This window comes from Allofournierella massiliensis (assembly GCF_964241245.1).
In the GTDB taxonomy this organism is placed as follows: Bacteria; Bacillota; Clostridia; order Oscillospirales; family Ruminococcaceae; genus Allofournierella; species Allofournierella massiliensis.
The window spans coordinates 1-19,420 of record NZ_CAXSWZ010000026.1; the positions used below are offsets into that span (position 1 = coordinate 1).

Here is a 19,420-nt window from a genome sequence, read left to right on the forward strand (position 1 = left end):
AATGAGATAGGCAACCCTTTCGGGGAAGTCTATCTCATTTTTTTCATTTTAGGCTATTTTGCAACAGCCCCTTTTTGCGCCGTTTTTCGCGGTTTTCCGGCGGGGGAAAAAGAAAATTGCGCAAAAAACACTTGACCTTCCACCCGGCAGGGGGTATATGTTATAGCAAAGACCGTGCTGCACCTGCTGCGGCGGGAGCACCGCTCCGGCGTGCTCCGGTGGCCGGAGGGGAAATGGCGGCTTCTCGCGGTGCCTGACTGCTGCCCGGCAAAAATGATCGGATGCCGGGTGTGGGGGAAGGGAAGGCCCAAAATGCCGCCCGGTGCCGTGCGGACGGAAAAGGGGGAAAACCATGATTTCAAACGCGTTGATTCTTTCCTTCGGGGTGTCGCTGGTGTGCACCCTGATTCTGCCGGTGGTGCTGCTGGCGGTGCTGCTCATCACCCGGAAGCTGAACCCGCTGCCGCTGCTGGCGGGCTTTGCCAGCTTTTTCATCAGCCAGATCCTTTTGCGCATTCCGCTGCTGCAGGTGCTGGGCACCCAGAGCTGGTTTGCGGCCTTTGCCACCCATACCGTGGTATATGTGATCGTAGTGGGCGGGCTTTCCGCCGGTCTGTTTGAGGAGACCGCCCGCCTTGTGGGGGCAAAGCTGCTGAAACAGCACCGCACCTATAAGGACATGATCAGCTTCGGCCTGGGCCACGGGCTGTGCGAGGTGATTCTGCTGGTGGGTCTGGGGCAGGTGAACAACCTGCTGTTCTGCATGATTTTGCAGGATCCCCAGCTGGCCGCGTCGCTGGGCTTCGGCAACGATCTTTTGCAGGCTGTGAACCAGCAGCTGGCCGCCGCCAGCCCGGCCATGGTCTATCTGGGCATTCTGGAGCGGGTGAGCGCGGTGATGTACCATGTGTTCGCCACCTGCCTTGTGTTCCTGGCGGTGAAGCGCCGCCGCCCGGCGCTGTATCTGGCGGCCATTCTGGCCCACACCGTGTTCAACGCCGGGGTTTCTCTTGTGCTGATGGGCCTTTCTTATATAGTGAACAGCACCGTGGCGTCGGTGCTCACCGAGCTGGTGCTGCTGGCCGCGGGCCTTGCCTGCACCGCCTTCACCCTCGGGCAGCAAAGCCGGTTTGACGCCCCGGAGACGTTTACACAAACGTCCGTGAACGAAAGTTAAAAGTAATACTTTTTGAGCTGCGAAAAACCCCGCAAACCCGCTTGGCAGGCCGGTTTGCGGGGTTTTTACATTGGCTTAACAGACAAAATGATCGTGCAAATGCAAAGGGCCGTCGTGTATCTTGCCGAAGATGCAGAAGGCGGGGGGAAAAGTGTTGAAATCGTGAAAAAGAAAGGCTACAATGGGTAACGTACTCGAAGAAACGAGCTTGCGGGAGCAGGCGGCCCGGCCGCCTGCTCGCGCCGTTTCCGGGAATGGAACGATTCAACAACCATGTAAGGGGGATTTTTCACATGAAGAAGATTCTGAGCCTTGCGCTGGCCGCTGTGATGGCCGTAAGCCTGGCCGCCTGCGGCGGCAGCACCGCTTCCGGCAGCACTGCTTCCACCGCCGCCTCCGGCAGCACCGCCGCTTCCGCCGAGGCCACCGGCGCCGGCATTGCCAAGGAAGACATCAAGGTTGGCGTTGTGCACCTGTCCGACCCCGCTGAGGGCACCGGTTACAGCTACACCCACGAGCAGGGCATCCAGGGCATGATGAAGAACATCGGCCTGAGCGAAGATCAGCTGGTGGAGAAGATCAACGTGTCCGACACCGACGCTGCCGCCGTGCAGAACGCTCTGACCGAGCTGGTGGAGGAAGGCTGCAACATCATCTTCGCCACCTCCTGGGGCTACATGGATACCTGTGAGGCCATGGCCGAGGAATATCCCGACATCATCTTCAGCCACGGCACCGGCTACAAGTCCAACGGCACCAACTTCAACAACTACTTCGGCCGCATCTATCAGGCCCGTTACCTGAGCGGCATCGCCGCCGGCCTGAAGACCGAGTCCGACAAGATCGGCTACGTGGCCGCCATGGGCAAGGACAACGGCGAGGTTACCAGCGGCATCAACGCCTTTGCCATGGGCGTTGCCAGCGTGAACCCGGACGCTCAGGTTTACGTGAAGGTGACCAACAGCTGGTTCGATCCCGAAGGCGAGAAGCAGGCCGCCGAGGCCCTGATCGCTTCCGGCTGCGACGTGATCGGCCAGCACTGCGACACCGCCGGCCCCCAGCTGGCCGCTGAGGAGCACGGTGTCTGGGGCGTGGGCTACAACAGCGACATGAGCAAGGATGCCCCCGCCGCCACCCTGACCAGCGTTATGTGGGACTGGAGCGTTTACTACACCCAGGCCGTGCAGAACGTGATCGACGGCACCTGGGTTGCCGGCGAGAAGGTGGACAACTACTTCGGCGACATGGCCGACGGTCTGGTAACTCTGGCCGACCTGAACACTGACCTGATCGCTGAGGGCACCGCCGAGAAGATCGACGAGGTGAAGGCCCAGATCGTTTCCGGTGAGTGGGACGTGTTCGACGGCAAGACCGAGATCGTGGACAACGAGGGCAACACCCACACTCTGGAGGGCGCCGACTACGGCAGCTGCAACTGGTACGTGGAGAACGTGCACGAGCAGGCCTAATTGATTCTGTCGAAGTCTCGACAGAATCCTGAGGGACACCAGCCGCACGACCCGCGCCGTGCGCGGGTGATGCTTGCTGGTTTCCCCCAAGAGCCTTCGCACGCAAAACGATTCGTGCGATTTGCCTTGCAAACCGGCTCGATGCCTTGTACAGTCCACTGGACTGTACATCGCAAAGCGACCAGCATCCCTTTTCCGGCGAAAAAAGACACGATTTTGCGCACTGCGCACACAAAATCGAGCCTTTTTTCTGTCAAGGAGTCAGGATTTCCGGTACATGCCCGGGAATCCTGACGCGATTTTAAATCGCTGCGCCGGCAACAAAATTTAATGGCAGGCGAAAGGGCGGTCCTGAGACCGCCCTTTTTTCCGGTATATGGGGCCGCGGCCCCGCACACACACAACCAACGCAAGGAGGAGGAACCTCATGGGCGAACAGAAATGTGCCATTCGCTGCAGCGGCATCACCAAGCGGTTCGGCAGCGTGGTGGCCAACGACGGCATTGAGCTGGACGTACAGTACGGCGAGATCCTGGCCCTGCTGGGCGAAAACGGCAGCGGCAAAACTACCCTGATGAATATGATCTCCGGCATCTATCATCCGGACGACGGCCAGATCTTCGTGGCCGGGCAGCCGGTGAGCATCAGCTCCCCGGTGGACGCGCAGAATCTGGGCATCGGCATGATCCACCAGCACTTCAAGCTGGTGGAGGTGTTCACTGCCATGGAGAACATCGTGCTGGGCACCCCCGGCAAGCTGCCGGGCAAAAAGGCCCTGAAGGCCCAGGTCAAGGAGCTGTGCGCCAATTACGGCCTGGAAATCGACCCGGAGAAGCCGGTGTACGAGATGAGCGTTTCGGAAAAGCAGACCGTGGAGATTCTGAAGGTGCTGTACCGGGGCGCGAAGATCCTGATTCTGGACGAGCCCACCGCTGTACTCACCCCGCAGGAGACCGACAAGCTGTTCGCCATTCTGCGCCAGATGAAGGCCAAGGGCTGCGCCATCATCATCATCACCCACAAGCTGAACGAGGTGCTGGCCATCAGCGACCGGGTGACCATTCTGCGCAAGGGCAGGAGCGTGGGCAGCGTGGCCACCGCCGGTGTGGACGCCGCCAGGCTCACCGAGCTGATGGTGGGCCACGCGGTGAGCCTGTCCATCCGCCGCCCGGAGCCCAGGGACGTGCACACCATCCTGAAGGTGGTGGATCTGACCGTGGACAAGCCCGACGGAAGCAAGGGTCTGGACGACGTGAGCTTCCACATCCACTCCGGCGAGATTCTGGGCGTGGCCGGTGTGGCCGGCAGCGGCCAGAAGGAGCTGTGCGAGGCCATCGCGGGCCTGATTCCCGCGAAAAAGGGCGCAGTGCTGTATAAAAAGGAAAACATTCTGGGCAAGAGCCCGGAGGCCATCATCGACCTGGGCATCTCCATGAGCTTTGTGCCCGAGGATCGTCTGGGCATGGGTCTGGTGGCCAGTATGGGCATGACCGACAACATGCTGCTGAAGAGCTACCGGAATGGCAAGGGCCCCTTTGTGGATCGTGCCCCGGCCCGTGCGCTGGCCAAAAAGCTGGTGGAGAAGCTCTCCATCGTGACCCCCGGCATCGAGACCCCGGTGCGCCTGATGAGCGGCGGCAACGTGCAGAAGGTGCTGCTGGGCCGCGAGATCGAATCCAACCCGAACCTGCTGATCACCGCCTACCCGGTGCGCGGTCTGGACATCAACTCCAGCTATGTGATCTATGATCTTTTGAACCAGCAGAAGGAAAAGGGCGTGGCCGTGATGTTCATCGGCGAGGATCTGGACGTGCTGCTGGAGCTGTGCGACCGGATTCTGGTGCTCTGCCACGGCCGCATCACCGGTCTGGTGGACGCCAAGACCGTGACCAAGGAGCAGATCGGCCTGATGATGACCGGCGAGATGACCGAGGAAGAGAAGCAGAAGGAGGCACAGCAGGCATGACCGGTACCGTGAAAACAACAAAAGAACCGCTGTTCCATGTGGTAAAGCATGCCGAGCGCAGCGGCCGCCAGATGATCGGCTTCCGGCTGCTGGCGGTGGCGCTGAGCATCGTGGCGGGCGGTTTGTTCATTCTGGCCATCGGCCATAACCCCATCGCCGTATACGGCACCATTCTGGAGGGCGCGTTCCGCAGCAAGATCGCCATTCAGTCCACCGTGAAGTTCGCCATCCCCCTGTGCATCTGTGCGCTGGGCGTGACGCTGGCCTTTAAAATGAAGTTCTGGAACATCGGCGGTGAGGGCCAGCTGATCATGGGCGCGGTGTTCGCCAGCTATTTCGCCTTGAACTTCCCCCACTGGAACCACTGGGTGCTGCTGCTGGTGATGCTGGTGGCGGGCGCGCTGGGCGGCGGCCTGTGGGGCCTGCTGGCCGCGGCCTTCAAGGTGAAGTGGGGTACCAACGAGACCCTGCTCACCCTGATGCTCAACTACATTGCGCTGCATCTGGTGTCTTACCTGCAGGCGGGCCCCTGGCGCGACCCGGAGGCCAACGGCTTTTCCAAGATCGCCCGGTTCGACAAGAACGCCGGCATGGACAAGGTGCTGGGCGTGCACTTCGGCTGGATCATCATGCTGGTGCTGGTGGCGCTGGTGTGGATCTACTTAAAGCGCAGCAAGCAGGGCTACGAGATCAGCGTGGTGGGCGAAAGCCAGGACACCGCGCGCTATGCGGGCATCCATGTGAAAAAGGTGGTGCTGCGCACCATGTTCCTGTCCGGCGCCATCGCGGGCATCGCGGGCGTGTGCCAGGTTTCCGGCAGCGACATGACCCTGTCCATGGGCGTAGCCGGCGGCGTGGGCTTCACCGCCATCATCGTGGCCTGGCTGTGCCAGCTGAACCCGGGCATGATCCTGGTGGTTTCGCTGCTGTTCAGCATTCTGGAAAAGGGCTCCAGCGTGGTGCAGTCCACCTACGGCCTTTCCTCCGACTGCGCGGACGTTTTGCAGGGCATCATTCTCTTCTTCATTCTGGGCAGTGAATTCTTTGTGCGGTACGCCTTTGTGGGCCGCGGCAAGAAAGGGGGCGCCAAATAATGGATCTGTTCATTAAATTTCTGGTGGCCGCCATCGGCGCGGGCACCCCGCTGCTGTTCGGCACCGTGGGCGAGATTCTGAACGAGAAGGTGGGTCACCTGAACCTGGGCGTGGAAGGCATGATGGCCATCGGCGCCTGCGCGGGCTTCATGGGCGGCTACCTGAGCGATAATTTTCTGGTGGCGCTGCTCTGCGCCTTTGTGGCGGGCATGCTGGCCGCGCTGATTTACGCGGTGCTCACCGTCACCTTCATGGCTAACCAGAACGTGGCGGGCCTGACCATGACCATCTTCGGCGTGGGTATCTCCAACTTCATCGGCGTGTACATGATCGGCACCTCTGAGGGCGGCACCCTGAAGCTGCCCGAGAACGTGACCGCCCAGATGCGCAGCATCCATATTCCGGTGCTGAGCGACCTGCCGGTGGTGGGCGAGCTGCTGTTCAGCTACAATCCCTTTGTCTATCTGGGCATTGTGGTGGCGGCGGTGTGCGGCTGGTACCTCTACCGCACCAAGACCGGCCTGAACGTGCAGGCCATCGGCGAGAACCCCGGCGCGGCGGACGCGGCCTCCATTCAGGTTACCAGGTGGAAGTACTTCAACATCCTCTTGGGCGGCGGCATCTGCGGCATCGGCGGCGCCTACTGCGGCATGATCATCAACGGCGGCGTGTGGATCTCCAACAGCGTGAACGGCCTGGGCTGGATCGCGGTGGCGCTGGTCATCTTCGCCGCCTGGAAGCCCCACATGGCCATTCTGGGCAGCTTCGTATTCGGTGCGCTGCGCGTGCTGAAATACTACAAGGTGGGCTTCATGGTGAATATGCCCGACGCCTTCTTCGACATGCTGCCCTTCCTGATCACCGCGCTGGTGCTGATCATCACCAGCATGCGGGGCAGCAAGGGTGCGCACATCCCTGCCTTCCTGGGCAACAACTACTTCCGCGAGGAGCGGTAAGCGATTGCCTTCCGGCGTAAAAAAATACGGCTCCGGCCTTCTGCAAAGAACAGAAGGCCGGAGCCGTTTTTCGTTGTGGGGGGTCAGTCCGAGTCCGCCAGCTGGAGCAGCTGGCAGGAAAGCAGAATCTGGTTCGCGGTGTTCAGCGCGTCGAATTCCGGCCCGAACAGCTCCCGGATCTTGCCGATGCGATAGTTGATGGTGTTCCGGTGCACATGCAGGAAGGCGGCGGTGGCCTTGATGCTCCGGTTGGTTTGCAGATAGATGCGCAGGGTGAGCAGGTATTCGGTGTGCTCCAGCCTGTCCTGCTGCCAGAGGGCCAGCACCGGCCCGCTGCAAAACAGCTGCCGCTCGCCCCGGGGAATGCGGCTGAGCAGGGCATAGGTCTTGACCTCCTCGAAGAAGGTGTACAGATGCTCCGGCTGCAGCAGATACCGGCGCAGCCTGCAGGCCTGCATGGCCTGATCCCGGTAGCGGCGCAGGCGGAACAGATCGTCGAAGGGGTCGCTGATGCCGAACTGCAGCCCCTTTGTTTTCAGGTACCGGTTCAGCCGGGCGAACAGCCTTGTGTCCGACGGGTCGCAGTACCGCCCCTCGCACAGAATCACCAGAATCCGCTTCACAATCACGATGGTGCCGTAGGGGAACAGCTCCAGCAGCTCGTGCTTGAAATCGTCCTCCCCGGCGTTGTAGCTGAGGAAGTTTTCCAGATCGCAGCACAGCACCCGCCAGGTGCAGCTGGTGTTCAGGGTGCTGCGCTGCACCTGCCCCAGAAAGTGCGCCCGGTTCACAAAATTGCCCGCCACCAGCTGCAAAAGCACCTCTTCGTTGTTGCTTTTGCGGCGCGCATCGCCAAAATGGTACTGGGCATACATCTCCCGGGCCAGCAGCTGGGTTACCAGATGGCAGCACTCCTCCTCCACCTCTTCAAAGGGGGTGCTGCCCTCGGTGATGTTCAGATACCCCAGCAGCTCGCCCCGGAAGGAGATGTGGTAAAACCGGCGGCGAAGGGGGGTGATCTGGCTCACGGTCATCCGCTCGTAGCGGCTGTTTTTGTCCTTCAAGGCGGCCCAGTTGTTCAGGGTGGCGGCGAATTCCAGCGTCACATAGCCCCGCTGCACCGCGTTGGCCCACACCTCGTCCGGCGCGGTGATGCAGTGGGAATGGGCGATGATCCGGTAGGTGTTGTCGATGATCACCAGCGGGTTGTGCAGAAACAGCGCGCACTGCTCCACCAGCTGGTCGAAGCTGCAGCCGTCCAGCGAAAGCTGAACCAGCTGCCAGCGGGTTGGGGTTTCCATGGCCTTCCTCCTTTGTGCCAGCAGCACAAATAACCTGTGCATTTCTATGCTATGATACCATTTTTTCGCCGCGGGAACAATGCTATAATCATACACGAAGCGGGATGGTTAATTCTTTGACGATCGGCGCCCGGCCGGGCCGAACAGCCGAAGAACGCCGCCCGCCCTCCATCAACAATTCAACACGCACACAGGTGCGGATAGAGAGAGGAAGTAGTATCATGTTTGATTTCAGCGGCAAGACGGTTCTGGTTACCGGCGGTGCACAGGGCATTGGCAAGGAGACGGTAAAGGGTGTTGTGGCCGGCGGCGGCCACGCCGTGATTCTGGACATCAACGAGGAAGTGGGCAAGGCCACCGCTGCGGAAGTGGGCAACTGCTCCTTCTACAAGATCGATCTGGGCAGCAGCGAGAACATCCGTGCGGTCATGGCGCAGGTTCTGGCCGACTTTGACCGGGTGGACGTGCTGATCAACGTGGGCGGCGTGATCTCCAAGGCTCCCTTCGAGGAGATCAGCGATGCCGAGTGGGAGCGCACCCTGCGCATCAACCTGACCGGCACCTTCACCACCTGCTCCGCCATCTACCCCTACTTCAAGGAGAAGAAGGGCGGCCGCATCGTGAACGTTTCCTCCGTGGCCGGCAAGATCGGCGGCGGCCTGCTGGGCACCGCGGCCTACGCCTCCTCCAAGGCGGGCGTGAACGGCCTGACCAAGGCCATCGCCAAGGAAGGCGGCAAGTACGGCATCTCCTGCAACGCGGTCTGCCCCTCCTTCACCATGACCAGCATGACCAGGACCCTGGCCGAGGACGCCGAGAAGAGCGCCAAGGTCATCGGCATGATTCCTCTGGGCCGCGCTGCCCAGCCGGTGGAGATCGCCCAGATGATTCTGTTCTTCGCCTCCGATGCCGCCAGCTTTGTAAACGGCGAAATCGGTGACTGCGACGGCGGCATCGTGCTGGACTGATCCGCCCCGAAAAGAGGAGAGAAAACGCATGAAAAAGTTCAAATATAAGCGCTTTCCCGGCGATACCATCGTGGTGCCCATGCTGATCGGCGTGGTACTGAACTCCTTTGTGCCGCAAGCACTGCAGATCGGCGGTTTCTTCACCGGCATGGTGAACGGCACCAGCGCGCTGGTGGGTGTGTTCCTGCTGTTTCTGGGCGCCACCATCGACGTGAAGAGCACCCCCCGCGCCATCAAGATCGGCGCGGTGATCATCGTGACCAAGGTTGCCCTGTCGGTAATCCTGGGTCTGGCGGTGGCCTTCCTGTTCGGGGATAACTTCCTGGGCCTGTCGTCCCTGGCCATCATCAGCGCCATCTCGGTGGCCAACAACGCCCTGTACTCCGGCATCACCGCCCAGTACGGCGACGACTCCGAAAAGGGCGCGGTGGCCATCACCTCCCTGAGCGTTGGCCCCACCGTGACCATGATCGCCCTGAGCAGCGCGGGTCTGGCCAGCATCTCGGTCTGGGCCATCGTGGGTTCCATCCTGCCGCTGATCATCGGCATCGTGCTGGGCAACTGCTCGCCCTGGTTCAAGCAGACCCTGTCTGCCGGCGTTACCCCCAGCATCATCACCGTTGGTTTTGCTCTGGGCTGCGGCATGTCCATTCAGCAGCTGTTCCAGGGCGGCCTGTCCGGCATTCTGCTGGGTCTGGTCACCGTGTTCGTGGTTGGTTTCATCACCATCTGCGCCGACAAGCTCACCGGCGGCAGCGGCATCGCGGGCGCTTCCATCTCCAGCACCGCGGCCAGCGGCGTGTCCAACCCGGGCGCGCTGGCGGCTGTGGACCCCAGCTACGCGGCCATTGCCCCCATCGCCACCGCTCAGGTGGCCGCCTCGGTGATCATCACCTCCTTCCTGACCCCCGTGCTCACCAGCCTTGTGGTGAAATACAACGCCCGCCGCGCGGGTGCAAAGGCCGGGCAGGACGGCGCCGCACAGGGCGCGAATGCCTGATTTCGACGAAAAATTCGTGAAAAATTAACAAAATCAAGCCCCCGGATCGGTAAAACATCCGGGGGCTTTGTGTTATAATGGTAACATTAAACGTTCTATCAGTGAAATGATTCAGCACCGGGCGCGGGGCAAACGTAGCCCGCGCCGGCCGTAAGGGGGAAACGAGAATGAACGAGGTAACGGCGGCCGAAATGAAGCAGCTGGAGCAGCGGGCGGACGCGGCGGGCCTTTCCTACCGGCAGATGATGGAAAACGCGGGCGCGGCAGCGGCCCGGCTTGCGCTGCGTGCGGTTCCGGAGGCAAAAAGCGCCGCGATCTTCTGCGGCAAGGGCAACAACGGGGGCGACGGCTTTGTGGCGGCCCGGCATCTGGCAAACGCGGGCCTCGCGGTGCGTATCTTCCTTGTGGAGGGCGAGCCGGTGACCACCGACGCGGTCTACAACTGCGGCCTTGCCCGGGATATGGGCCTGCCGGTGCTGGCGCTGGACGCGCTGAACCAGCCGGAGCAGGCGGAATTTTTAAAGGGCTCGGATCTCGTGCTGGACGGCGTGTACGGCACCGGCTTCCACGGGGCTTTGCGCCCGGCGGGCCTTGCCACGGCACGATGGATGAACGAAGCGCCCGGCAAGGTGCTGGCGCTGGATCTGCCCAGCGGCCTTGAGGCGGACAGCGGAAACGCCGCCGAGGGCGCGGTGCAGGCAGAGCTGACCGTGACCTTCCACGCGGCAAAGCCCTGCCACCGGCTGGCGGCGGCGCAGTGCGGCCGGGTGGAGGTGGCGGACATCGGCATCACAGCCGTTCTGAATCCATAAGGAGGGCGAGCCATGAAACGAGTGGTCATCACCGGCGCGGGCGGCTTTGTGGGAAGCCGGCTCGTGCAGCATTACCGGGATATATGGGACATCACCCCGCTGGATCACAGCCGGCTGGAGCTGACCGACCGTGAGGCGGTGCACGCCGCGCTGGCGGGGGCTGCGCCCCAGCTGGTCATCCACACCGCCGCGCTGGCGGACACCGGCTACTGCGAAAATCACCCGCTGGAGAGCTTTGAAGTGAACCTGCAGGCCCCGGCGGCGCTGGCGGAGGAATGCGCGGCGCTGGGGGCAAAGCTGGTGCTGTTCAGCTCGGATCAGGTGTACAACGGCACCCGGCGGTTGGGCCCCCTGCCCGAGGACGCACCCCTTGACCCGGTGAACGTGTACGGCCGCCACAAGTGGGAGGCCGAGCAGCGGGTGCTGGAGGCCTGCCCGGATGCGGTCTGCCTGCGGGCCAGCTGGATGTACGATTTTGAGCGGCCGGGGCTGAAAAGCAGCACCGGCTTCTGGGGCATGCTGCGCCACAGCCTTGCGGGCAAGGTGCCCCTTTCCATGGCGGTGCGGGAGTACCGGGGCATCACCTGGGTGCAGCCGGTGGTGGCGGCCATGGACAAGATGGCCGGTTTGCCCGGCGGGGTGTACAACATGGGGGCGGAGAACCCGCTGAACACCTACGCCACCGCGCTGGAATGCCTGGGCCTGCTGGGCGCGGGCGACGCCGCGCTGGCCCTTGTGCGGCCGGACACAGAGCGCTGGCCGGAATTTGAACGGAATCTGAGTATGGACACCAGCCGCCTGAAAGCGGGCTGCGGGGTGGACTTTGGCGATACGACGGCCAGCTTTGCGGCCTGTCTGCACGCCTTTGAGAAACAAGAAGGAGGCAATGAGGTATGATCCATGTGGCTGCGGTGATCCTGACCGACGAGGCGGGCAAGATCCTGATCTGTAAACGGGGCGAGGGCGGAAGCTGCGCCTTTTTGTGGGAGTTCCCCGGCGGCAAGCTGGAGGAGGGCGAAAGCCCGGAGCAGGCTGCGGTGCGGGAATGCAGGGAGGAGCTGGGGCTGGACATCACCCTCGGGCCCGCTTATGCTTCGCTGGATTACTCCTACCCGGATAAGGACATCCACTTCACCTTCTTCAACGGCCGGGTGACCGGCGGCGAGATGGAGGTGCGGGTGCACGAGGAGGCCCGCTGGGTGGCCCCCGCCGAAATGAAGGACTACAACTTCTGCCCGGCGGACGTGGCGCTGGTGGAGCGCCTTGCCTGGGAGCGGCAGATCGAGCTGCCGGTGATGCCCCCCATGGCGGCAAAGCTGATCGGCACGCTGAACGAGCAGGGCTTCGAGGCATGGGCCGTGGGCGGCTGCGTGCGCGACAGCCTGCTGGGCAAGGATCCCAAGGACTGGGATCTGTGCACCAGCGCCCGGCCGGATCAGGTGAAGGAGTGCTTTGCCGGTACATATAAGGTACTGGAGACCGGCATCAGGCACGGCACCGTGACCGTGCTGGCGGGCAACGAGACCTACGAAATCACCACCTACCGGGCGGAAGGGGATTATGAGGATCACCGCCGCCCGGAGGAGGTCACCTTTGTGAGCAGTCTGGAGGAGGATCTGGCCCGGCGGGATTTCACCATCAACGCCATGGCCATGGGGCCGGACGGCACCGTGATCGACCCCTTCGGCGGGCAGGGGGATCTGAAGAGCGGCGTGCTGCGCTGCGTGGGCGACCCGGCCCAGCGCTTTGGCGAGGACGCGCTGCGCATTCTGCGGCTGCTGCGGTTTGCCTCGGTGCTGGATTTTGCCGTTGAACCCGAGACCATGGCCGCGGCCAACAGCAAAAAGCAGATGCTGCGCTGGGTAAGCGGCGAGCGGATGGCCCGGGAGATGACCCGGCTTCTCTGCGGCAAGGCGGCCCACCGGGTGGCGGCGGAAAACGGCGATATTCTGGCCTATGTGATGCCGGAGATCGAGCCCGCCCTCACCTTCACCCAGAAGCGGGGCGGCGAGGAGCAGAACCTGTGGCAGCACGCGGCGGATACGCTGGCCTACGCGCCGGACATCCCCGAGGTGCGCTGGGCCATGCTTCTGCGGGACATCGGCAAGCCCTGGTGCCGGGAGACCCTGAAGGAGGGCGACAGCACCTTTGAGGGCCACGCCGAGGTGAGCGCCCAGCTGGCGGACTGCATCCTGCGCCGGCTGAAGGTGGACCGGAACAGCCGGGAGACCGTGTGCCAGCTGATCCGCTTCCACGGCATCCGCCCGGCCACCGGCGAGGTGAGCGTGCGCCGCTGGCTGCAGTTGCTGGGCCCCCGGCAGGTGAACAGCCTGGTGCACATCTGGTGGGCGGACGTTTCCTCCCACCATGCCAAGGGCGAAAATCTGAAGGCCTTTGAAAAGACCCTGAGCGATACCATCAAAAACGCGGGCTGCTACGCCACCGACCAGCTGGCCATCACCGGCGGCAACCTGCTCACCGCAGGGCTGGCCAAGCCCGGCCCCAGCATGAGCAACATGCTGGACTGGCTGCTCCACGAGGTGGTGGAGGGCCGGGTGGAAAACACCCGCGAGGCCCTGCTGGCCAAAGCCCGGGAGTGGCAGGAGTAAGCGGCGACGGAGAAAACGGGCGGCCGGCCCGCGGACGAAAAGGGAGGATGCACCATGACGGAAAACAAGGTGGCGGCCTTTTTAAAGGCCTTTGCGGTTGTGGGAGCGATATGCGGGATGCTCCCTGCGCTGATCACGCTGGATATTTTTCTCATTGTGGAGTGTGTGCTGGCGTCCATTGCCGCCGGTGTGCTTCTTTACGGATTGGGAGAAGCCATTGAGCTGCTGCATCAGATCCGTGAAGAGCTGCGCTGCCGCCGGATGACGGGGGAAGAGCCCGCCCCGGCGGATGCACCCCCGGCTGCGAAAGAATAATCGACCGGCCCGGCCCCCACGGCAAATGTGGGGGCCGGGTCTTCGTTTTGTTGCAAAAATTTTTCAAAAAGCGAAAAAACCGCCCCCGGAATGGGGCGGGGGGGCATTGTGCCGGGGGCAAAATGCGGCTATACTAGTCCATGCTGCCGCCCGGCGCAAAGGCGCTTTCGGGGCGGCGGATGGGGAAGGAGAGAGTTTTTTATGATGCACGAACTGCTGCATGTTGCAGAACATGCCGTCCACGACAGCATTCCCATGCTGCCCTTTTTGTATCTTGCATATCTTTTGATCGAATACATCGAGCGGTTCCACGGCAGCCGCATCGAAAAGGCGCTGGAGGGCGGCGGCCACTGGGGCTTTGTGCCCGGCGCGGTGCTGGGCTGCGTGCCCCAGTGCGGCTTTTCCGCCATGGCCGCCAACTTCTACGGCAGCCGGGTCATCAGCCTGGGCACCCTGCTGGCGGTGTTCCTTGCCACCAGCGACGAGGCCATTCCCATGCTGCTGGCGGTGCCGAACCAGTGGCCCCGGCTGGCGCTGCTCATCGGCGTGAAAATCGCCGTGGCCCTGCTGGCCGGCCTTGTGCTGGATGTGGTGCTGGTGCGCCTTGTGCCCGCCTCGCTGCGGGGCGGCTACACCGGCCACGCCGACGAGGTGGACTGCCACGAGCACCACGCCGCGCGCCAGAGCATTTTTGTGTCGGCTCTGTGGCACACCTTTACCATTTTTTTGTACATCGTGGGCTTCAGCTTCGCGATCGGCCTTGCCATGGAGCTGGTGGGCGAGCAGGTGTTCACCGCTTTTCTGGCCAATCTGGGCGTGTTCCAGCCCATCTTCGCGGCCCTCATCGGCCTTGTGCCCAACTGCGCGGCCAGCGTGCTGCTCACCCAACTGTATCTGGGCGGCTCCATCAGCTTCGGCGCGGCGGTGGCCGGCCTGTGCAGCGGCGCGGGCGTGGGCCTTGTGGTGCTGTGGAAGGCAAACCGCAGCTGGAAGCAGAACCTGTTCATCACCGGCCTGCTCTGGGCCGCGGGCGCCGTCACCGGCATGGCGCTGCAGCTCTTTGGCCTGTAACAAGAATCAGAAATCCCCCAAAGCGGGCGTTCCGCTTCGGGGGATTTTTTGTTTTGCCCCTCCCATGGAAACAAGCCAGTTTGGCCCCGGCCTTGGGTGTTTTTATTGTTAAATTTGCACAATCGCGTATTTTGTGCGCTGCCGATTGTTCCGGCGCGGCGGGTGCGTTATAATGGGGCTAGAAAGCAGGTGCGGTCTGCTAAAAAAGGCATTGCCGTGCCACCGGGCCGGGGCGCGCTGCCCCGCTGCCGAACGGATTTTTTCCATCAGGAAGGAGAGGTTTTCCTATGATTATCAAGAATGGTCATATTTTCACCGATCAGGGCCGCTTCATGCAGGCCGACATCAAGCTGGAGGGCGACCGCATCGTTGAGATTGCTCCCGCCGGCACTCTGGAGGGCGACGAGGTTATCGACGCCACCGGCAAGTACGTTACCCCCGGCTTCGTGGACATCCACATCCACGGCGCTGCCGGCAGCGACTTCTGCGACGCCACCACCGAGGACGTGGTGAAGATCAGCCGCTACGAGGGCAGCCAAGGCGTTACCACCTTCATGGGCACCACCATGGCCTTTGACGAGGAGATCCTGACGGGTGTATTCGAGGCTGCCAAGCCCCGCTTCCATCAGGACGGCGAAGGCGCCGTGCTGCGCGGCGTGAACATGGAAGGCCCCTTCTTCAACAAGGCCAAGAAGGGCGCCCAGGCCGAGAAGTACATCGTCGACCCCGATTTCGACATGTTCCAGCGCCTGTATGAGAAGTCCGGCAAGAACATCCGCCTGATCGACGTGGCCCCCGAGCTGCCCGGCGCGCTGTACTTCATCCGCAAGGCCAGCAAGCTGTGCACCGTTTCCATCGCCCACACCTGCGCCACCTACGACGAGGCCAAGGCCGGCTTCGCCAACGGCGCTACCCATACCACCCACCTGTTCAACGCCATGCCCGCCTTCACCCATCGCGCTCCCGGCGTTGTGGGCGCTGCTGCCGATGACGCTGCCCATGTGGAGATCATCAGCGACGGCATCCATCTGCATCCCGCTGTGGTGCGCGCCGTCTTTGCCATGTTCGGCAACGACCGCGTCTGCCTGATCAGCGACAGCATGCGTGCTGCCGGCATGCCCAACGGCGAGTACAGCCTGGGCGGCCAGAAGGTATTCATGACCGACGGCAAGGCCACCCTGGAGGACGGCACCATCGCGGGCAGCGCCACCTGCCTGGCCGAGTGCTTCCGCCGCGCTGTGAAGTTCGGCGTACCTCTGGAGGCCGCTCTGAAGGCTGCCACCATCAACCCCTCCAAGGCGGTTGGCCTGTTCGACGAGATCGGCAGCATCACCACCGGCAAGCGCGCCGACGTGCTGATCCTGAACAAGGAGACCCTGCAGCCCGAGACCATCTTCATCGGCGGCGTAAAGCAGTAATTCCTGCGAACACAAAGGCCCCGTTCCCAAACTGAGAACGGGGCCTTTTTCTGCCTTTTGTGGCAAACAGAAACCGCCCTTTGCGCAAACGCCGGAACCCGGCAGGCGCAGAGGGCGGCTTTGTTCTGTGTTTAAAAGCTGGGCGGAGTGATGGCGAACACCGCGCGGAATTCCTCGTCGGAATCGTTCACCCAGCGGTGGGGGGTGGCCGGGGGAATCTGCACCGAGTCGCCGGCGCAAAGCCGGTACACGCTGCCCCGCAGATGCAGGTTCACCTGACCGCTGATCACATAGGCCACCTCTTCGCCGGTGTGCTCCCGGTCAATGTCCGAGGAGGCGGTGTGGGGCGGGATCTCCATCAGGCAGAATTCAATGGAGCAGTCCGCCGTGGGGGTGAGCAGCTTGTAAAGCACCTCTTCGCCCGGGTGGCCGATGATCCGGTTCTCGCCCCGGCGCACGATCAGCCGTTCCGGCTGGGGCTCGTCCTCCTTGAAAAAGCGGAACAGCGGCACATGAAGGGCCTGCGCGATGTTCTTTAAGGTATTGATGGAGGGGTTCACCGCGTCGTTCTCGATCTGGCTGAGCATCGAGGGGCTCAGCTCCACCCGGGCGGCCAGCTCCCGCAGGCTCAGCCCGCTCTGCTTGCGGAACTGCTGCACCTTCCGCCCAATGTTCAGCTCTTCGTCCATCTGGTAGTCCCTCCGTTCTGCTGGTAACAGAACCGATTATACCACAAACCCGCCCGGGGGAAAAGCCGGATCAGTCCAGATGGGTGGCCAGATACTGCTCCCATACTTCGGCGGGCACCAGACGGCCGCCGGTGGCCCAGGCGATCTGCACGCTGTTTGCCAGCGCCTCTTCGGTCAGGCCCTGTTCGGCGCAGTAGCGGCGGGAGTCCTCCAGCGTGAGCAGCTGGCAGGGGCCCACGAAGGCCGCGCAGCTGGAAGGCTCGATCCGCTTGCCCTCGCTGGAATCCAGCAGGCGCAGATAGTCATACAGCTTTGCATCGGTCACGGTGAAATCGCCGCTGGCCAGATTGCCCAGCACACGGGTCACAAAGCTGGAGGGGGAGGCGCAGGCCAGACCGTCGGCGTGGGTGCGGCCGGAAAGGCCGAAGTCGCGCACGTTGGCTTTTTCGTACTGCTTGGTGGCCATGCCCAGCAGCACCGAGGGGCAGAGGGTGGGCTCTACAAGAAAGCAGTGTACATTATTTTTAAACAGCCGCTTCAGGCCGTAGGTCACGCCGCCGGGCGCGCCGCCCACACCGGTGGGCAGGTAGACGATCAGCGGATGGGCCTCGTCCACGGCGATGCCCTGCTCGTCCAGCTGCTTTTTCAGCCGGCGGGCGGCCACCGCGTAGCCCAGGAACAGATCCACGGATTTTTCATCGTCCACAAAATAGCTCATGGGGTCGGCGTCCGAAAGGGCGCGGCCCTCGGCCACCGCCTTGGAGTAGTCGCCGCTGTATTCCAGCACCTCCACCCCGTGGCTGCGCAGCAGGTCCTTCTTCCACTGCTTGGCGTCTGCGGACATGTGCACCTTTACCCGGAAGCCCAGCGCTGCGCTCATGATGCCGATCGACATGCCCAGATTGCCGGTGGAGCCCACCTGCACGGTGTACTGGCGGAAAAAGTTTCGCATTTCCTCGCTATCCAGCCTGGCGTAGTCGTCCTCCATGGTCAGCTTTCCGGCGGCAATGGCCAGATCCTCGGCGTGCTTGAGCACCTCGTAGATGCCGCCCCGGGCCTTCACCGAACCGGCAATGGCCAGGTGGCTGTCCATCTTCAGCATCAGCCGGCCGGGGATGGTGCAGCCGTATTCCTGTTCCAGCGCCTGCTGCATCCGGGGAATGTCCGCAAGGGGAGATTCGATCAGGCCGTTGGTGGGCTCGGTCTCCGGGAAGCGGCGGCGGATGAAGGGGGCAAACCGGGCCAGCCGGGCCTCGGCATCGTCGATGGCGGAATCCGGCACCACCAGCTGGCACAGACCGTCGGTGACCTCCACCGGCAGATAGTCCGGGTTGATCCATACGGTGGGTTCTCCCGCGGCCACCCGGCGGATGGCGGGATCGGATTCAATAAAGCGGTTCGGGTCGTACATGGGAACTTCCTCCTTGCTTTGTTCAGTAAAAATAAACGGCTGTTCAGTTGCATGTTCATTATAGATAAACAGCTGTTAAATGTCAATGGGCCGGAGCAAAAAATTTTTGGGATTGCCCGCCCGGGCAGATGGCACAGAAAATCGGCCCCCGGCGGCCAAAAGTTTGGGAACCGGGGGCCGGAAAATGGGGAAAAAAGGCTTTTCAAGCGCATCCGTTTTCGCTACAATGGGAAAAGTGAGACATTTTCCGGCTCCCGCCATACGGGCGGCCCCAAACAACAGGAGATACTGCCATGAACGATACCATCAAGGTGCTGGCTCTGGATCTGGACGGCACCCTCACCAATACAAAAAAGGAAATCACCCCCCGCACCCGGGCCGCGCTGCGCCGTGCCGCCGAAGCAGGCGTGCGCATCGTGCTGGCCAGCGGCCGCCCCACCGTGGGCGTGCAGTATCTGGCCAAGGAGCTGGAGCTGGACAAGCTGGGCGGCTACATTTTAAGTTATAACGGCGGCTGCATTGTGGACTGCGCCACCGGCGCGGTGGTGGCCCAGGAGGCCTTCCCGCCCGAGCTGGTGAAGCCCGTGTGCGACGAAGCCCGCGCCGCCGGTGCGGTGGCCATGAGCTACAACGCCGAGGGCGTGATCACCGAGCACCCCGAGGATGAATATGTGCAGCTGGAGTGCTTCACCTGCCGGGTACCGGCCATTCCGGTGCAGGATCTGGGCAGCTTCATCGACTTCGACGTGAACAAGATTCTGCTGAGCAAAAACCCGGACGAAATCGCCCGGGTGGAAGAACACATGCAGCAGAAGTTTTCGGGCAGGCTCTCCATTTATAAGAGCATGCCGTATTTTCTGGAGATCATGCCCCTGGGCGTGGAAAAGGCCCAGAGCCTGCGGGCGCTGCTGACCATTCTGGGCCTGACCGAGGAAAACCTGATGGCCTGCGGCGACGGCTGGAACGATATTTCCATGATCCGGCTGGCAGGCGTGGGCATTGCCATGGGCAACGCGGTGCCGCAGGTGAAGCAGGCGGCCACCTGGGTCACGGCGGACAACAACCACGACGGCGTGGGCCTTGCGGTGGAGAAGTTCATCTTTGAAGAGGAAGTGGAGATGCCCCCGGAGGACGAGTTCCTGTTCTGAGCAAAAAGGAGAAAAA

The 19,420-nt window shown here is 62.5% G+C and carries 18 protein-coding genes; 15 read left to right on the plus strand and 3 right to left on the minus strand.

The genetic code is table 11. From position 1 onward, the window contains the following. Positions 1-352: 352 nt before the first annotated feature. The 5 genes from ACESYO_RS12590 (at position 353) to ACESYO_RS12610 (ending at position 6,662) form a co-directional block, all read left to right on the plus strand. Positions 353-1,177 carry a YhfC family intramembrane metalloprotease gene (locus tag ACESYO_RS12590; protein ID WP_373210309.1) on the plus strand — a complete coding sequence of 275 codons (825 nt, stop codon included), beginning with the start codon at positions 353-355 and terminating at the stop codon, positions 1,175-1,177. A gap of 293 nt (positions 1,178-1,470) precedes the next feature. After that, the gene (locus ACESYO_RS12595; RefSeq protein WP_373210306.1) at positions 1,471-2,646 is read left to right on the plus strand and encodes a BMP family ABC transporter substrate-binding protein; all 1,176 of its coding nucleotides are present in this window, start codon (positions 1,471-1,473) and stop codon (positions 2,644-2,646) included. A 427-nt stretch (positions 2,647-3,073) separates the two neighbouring features. Next, positions 3,074-4,612 (plus strand): ABC transporter ATP-binding protein, encoded by a 1,539-nt coding sequence (locus ACESYO_RS12600; RefSeq protein WP_346671917.1) that lies wholly within the window; start codon positions 3,074-3,076, stop codon positions 4,610-4,612. Next, positions 4,609-5,706, plus strand: a complete 1,098-nt coding sequence (locus tag ACESYO_RS12605) for an ABC transporter permease (protein ID WP_058962720.1) — start codon at positions 4,609-4,611, stop codon at positions 5,704-5,706. Before ACESYO_RS12600 ends, ACESYO_RS12605 begins: the two co-directional genes overlap by 4 nt. Then, positions 5,706-6,662 (plus strand): ABC transporter permease, encoded by a 957-nt coding sequence (locus ACESYO_RS12610; protein ID WP_058962719.1) that lies wholly within the window; start codon positions 5,706-5,708, stop codon positions 6,660-6,662. The genes ACESYO_RS12605 and ACESYO_RS12610 overlap by 1 nt, the downstream gene beginning before the upstream one ends. An 83-nt stretch (positions 6,663-6,745) precedes the next feature. Here ACESYO_RS12610 and ACESYO_RS12615 read toward each other — a convergent pair whose 3' ends face one another. Continuing rightward, on the minus strand, positions 6,746-7,963 hold the full coding sequence (locus tag ACESYO_RS12615) for a PucR family transcriptional regulator (RefSeq protein WP_373210305.1): 1,218 nt from the start codon (positions 7,961-7,963) through the stop codon (positions 6,746-6,748). Positions 7,964-8,184: 221 nt separating this feature from the next. On the opposite strand from ACESYO_RS12615, the gene ACESYO_RS12620 reads away from it, so the two are divergent. From ACESYO_RS12620 to nagA, 8 genes are all read left to right on the plus strand, one after another. Then, positions 8,185-8,931 carry an SDR family NAD(P)-dependent oxidoreductase gene (locus ACESYO_RS12620; RefSeq protein WP_058962717.1) on the plus strand — a complete coding sequence of 249 codons (747 nt, stop codon included), beginning with the start codon at positions 8,185-8,187 and terminating at the stop codon, positions 8,929-8,931. A gap of 28 nt (positions 8,932-8,959) precedes the next feature. Further along, positions 8,960-9,931 carry a 2-keto-3-deoxygluconate permease gene (locus ACESYO_RS12625; RefSeq protein ID WP_370828237.1) on the plus strand — a complete coding sequence of 324 codons (972 nt, stop codon included), beginning with the start codon at positions 8,960-8,962 and terminating at the stop codon, positions 9,929-9,931. Between the two features lie 167 nt (positions 9,932-10,098). After that, positions 10,099-10,743 (plus strand): NAD(P)H-hydrate epimerase, encoded by a 645-nt coding sequence (locus ACESYO_RS12630; protein ID WP_373210303.1) that lies wholly within the window; start codon positions 10,099-10,101, stop codon positions 10,741-10,743. Between the two features lie 12 nt (positions 10,744-10,755). Then, on the plus strand, positions 10,756-11,640 hold the full coding sequence (locus ACESYO_RS12635; protein ID WP_276872066.1) for an SDR family oxidoreductase: 885 nt from the start codon (positions 10,756-10,758) through the stop codon (positions 11,638-11,640). Next, entirely contained in the window at positions 11,637-13,352 is a 1,716-nt protein-coding gene (locus ACESYO_RS12640; protein WP_373210301.1) for a CCA tRNA nucleotidyltransferase, read from the plus strand. Before ACESYO_RS12635 ends, ACESYO_RS12640 begins: the two co-directional genes overlap by 4 nt. Positions 13,353-13,406: 54 nt before the next feature. Beyond that, the gene (locus ACESYO_RS12645) at positions 13,407-13,667 is read left to right on the plus strand and encodes a hypothetical protein (RefSeq protein ID WP_373210299.1); all 261 of its coding nucleotides are present in this window, start codon (positions 13,407-13,409) and stop codon (positions 13,665-13,667) included. 201 nt (positions 13,668-13,868) lie between these two features. Then, the gene (locus ACESYO_RS12650; protein ID WP_373210297.1) at positions 13,869-14,738 is read left to right on the plus strand and encodes a putative manganese transporter; all 870 of its coding nucleotides are present in this window, start codon (positions 13,869-13,871) and stop codon (positions 14,736-14,738) included. Positions 14,739-15,025: 287 nt separating this feature from the next. Beyond that, positions 15,026-16,156 carry an N-acetylglucosamine-6-phosphate deacetylase gene (gene nagA / locus ACESYO_RS12655; RefSeq protein WP_373210296.1) on the plus strand — a complete coding sequence of 377 codons (1,131 nt, stop codon included), beginning with the start codon at positions 15,026-15,028 and terminating at the stop codon, positions 16,154-16,156. A gap of 131 nt (positions 16,157-16,287) precedes the next feature. Here the strand turns inward: nagA and ACESYO_RS12660 are convergent, their stop codons facing one another. Both ACESYO_RS12660 and dsdA read right to left on the minus strand, forming a co-directional pair. Next, positions 16,288-16,845 carry a cupin domain-containing protein gene (locus ACESYO_RS12660; protein WP_373210294.1) on the minus strand — a complete coding sequence of 186 codons (558 nt, stop codon included), beginning with the start codon at positions 16,843-16,845 and terminating at the stop codon, positions 16,288-16,290. A 70-nt stretch (positions 16,846-16,915) separates the two neighbouring features. Next, complete coding sequence (dsdA, locus tag ACESYO_RS12665; RefSeq protein WP_373210292.1) at positions 16,916-18,256, minus strand: D-serine ammonia-lyase; 1,341 nt, start codon at positions 18,254-18,256, stop codon at positions 16,916-16,918. 51 nt (positions 18,257-18,307) lie between these two features. On the opposite strand from dsdA, the gene ACESYO_RS12670 reads away from it, so the two are divergent. Together ACESYO_RS12670 and ACESYO_RS12675 are read left to right on the plus strand one after the other, a co-directional pair. Further along, positions 18,308-18,553 (plus strand): hypothetical protein, encoded by a 246-nt coding sequence (locus tag ACESYO_RS12670; protein ID WP_373211291.1) that lies wholly within the window; start codon positions 18,308-18,310, stop codon positions 18,551-18,553. After that, entirely contained in the window at positions 18,550-19,404 is an 855-nt protein-coding gene (locus ACESYO_RS12675; RefSeq protein WP_373210291.1) for a Cof-type HAD-IIB family hydrolase, read from the plus strand. The genes ACESYO_RS12670 and ACESYO_RS12675 overlap by 4 nt, the downstream gene beginning before the upstream one ends. Positions 19,405-19,420 lie beyond the last annotated feature (16 nt).

Excerpts from the sequence above, each read along its gene's own strand:
- dsdA (WP_373210292.1), bottom strand. The coding sequence starts at position 18,256 with ATGTACGACCCGAACCGCTTTATTGAATCCGATCCCGCCATCCGCCGG.
- ACESYO_RS12640 (WP_373210301.1), top strand. The coding sequence starts at position 11,637 with ATGATCCATGTGGCTGCGGTGATCCTGACCGACGAGGCGGGCAAGATC.
- ACESYO_RS12600 (WP_346671917.1), top strand. The coding sequence starts at position 3,074 with ATGGGCGAACAGAAATGTGCCATTCGCTGCAGCGGCATCACCAAGCGG.
- ACESYO_RS12615 (WP_373210305.1), bottom strand. The coding sequence starts at position 7,963 with ATGGAAACCCCAACCCGCTGGCAGCTGGTTCAGCTTTCGCTGGACGGC.
- ACESYO_RS12645 (WP_373210299.1), top strand. The coding sequence starts at position 13,407 with ATGACGGAAAACAAGGTGGCGGCCTTTTTAAAGGCCTTTGCGGTTGTG.
- ACESYO_RS12660 (WP_373210294.1), bottom strand. The coding sequence starts at position 16,845 with ATGGACGAAGAGCTGAACATTGGGCGGAAGGTGCAGCAGTTCCGCAAG.
- ACESYO_RS12635 (WP_276872066.1), top strand. The coding sequence starts at position 10,756 with ATGAAACGAGTGGTCATCACCGGCGCGGGCGGCTTTGTGGGAAGCCGG.
- ACESYO_RS12605 (WP_058962720.1), top strand. The coding sequence starts at position 4,609 with ATGACCGGTACCGTGAAAACAACAAAAGAACCGCTGTTCCATGTGGTA.
- nagA (WP_373210296.1), top strand. The coding sequence starts at position 15,026 with ATGATTATCAAGAATGGTCATATTTTCACCGATCAGGGCCGCTTCATG.
- ACESYO_RS12595 (WP_373210306.1), top strand. The coding sequence starts at position 1,471 with ATGAAGAAGATTCTGAGCCTTGCGCTGGCCGCTGTGATGGCCGTAAGC.
- ACESYO_RS12650 (WP_373210297.1), top strand. The coding sequence starts at position 13,869 with ATGATGCACGAACTGCTGCATGTTGCAGAACATGCCGTCCACGACAGC.
- ACESYO_RS12630 (WP_373210303.1), top strand. The coding sequence starts at position 10,099 with ATGAACGAGGTAACGGCGGCCGAAATGAAGCAGCTGGAGCAGCGGGCG.
- ACESYO_RS12610 (WP_058962719.1), top strand. The coding sequence starts at position 5,706 with ATGGATCTGTTCATTAAATTTCTGGTGGCCGCCATCGGCGCGGGCACC.
- ACESYO_RS12675 (WP_373210291.1), top strand. The coding sequence starts at position 18,550 with ATGAACGATACCATCAAGGTGCTGGCTCTGGATCTGGACGGCACCCTC.
- ACESYO_RS12590 (WP_373210309.1), top strand. The coding sequence starts at position 353 with ATGATTTCAAACGCGTTGATTCTTTCCTTCGGGGTGTCGCTGGTGTGC.
- ACESYO_RS12625 (WP_370828237.1), top strand. The coding sequence starts at position 8,960 with ATGAAAAAGTTCAAATATAAGCGCTTTCCCGGCGATACCATCGTGGTG.
- ACESYO_RS12670 (WP_373211291.1), top strand. The coding sequence starts at position 18,308 with ATGTTCATTATAGATAAACAGCTGTTAAATGTCAATGGGCCGGAGCAA.
- ACESYO_RS12620 (WP_058962717.1), top strand. The coding sequence starts at position 8,185 with ATGTTTGATTTCAGCGGCAAGACGGTTCTGGTTACCGGCGGTGCACAG.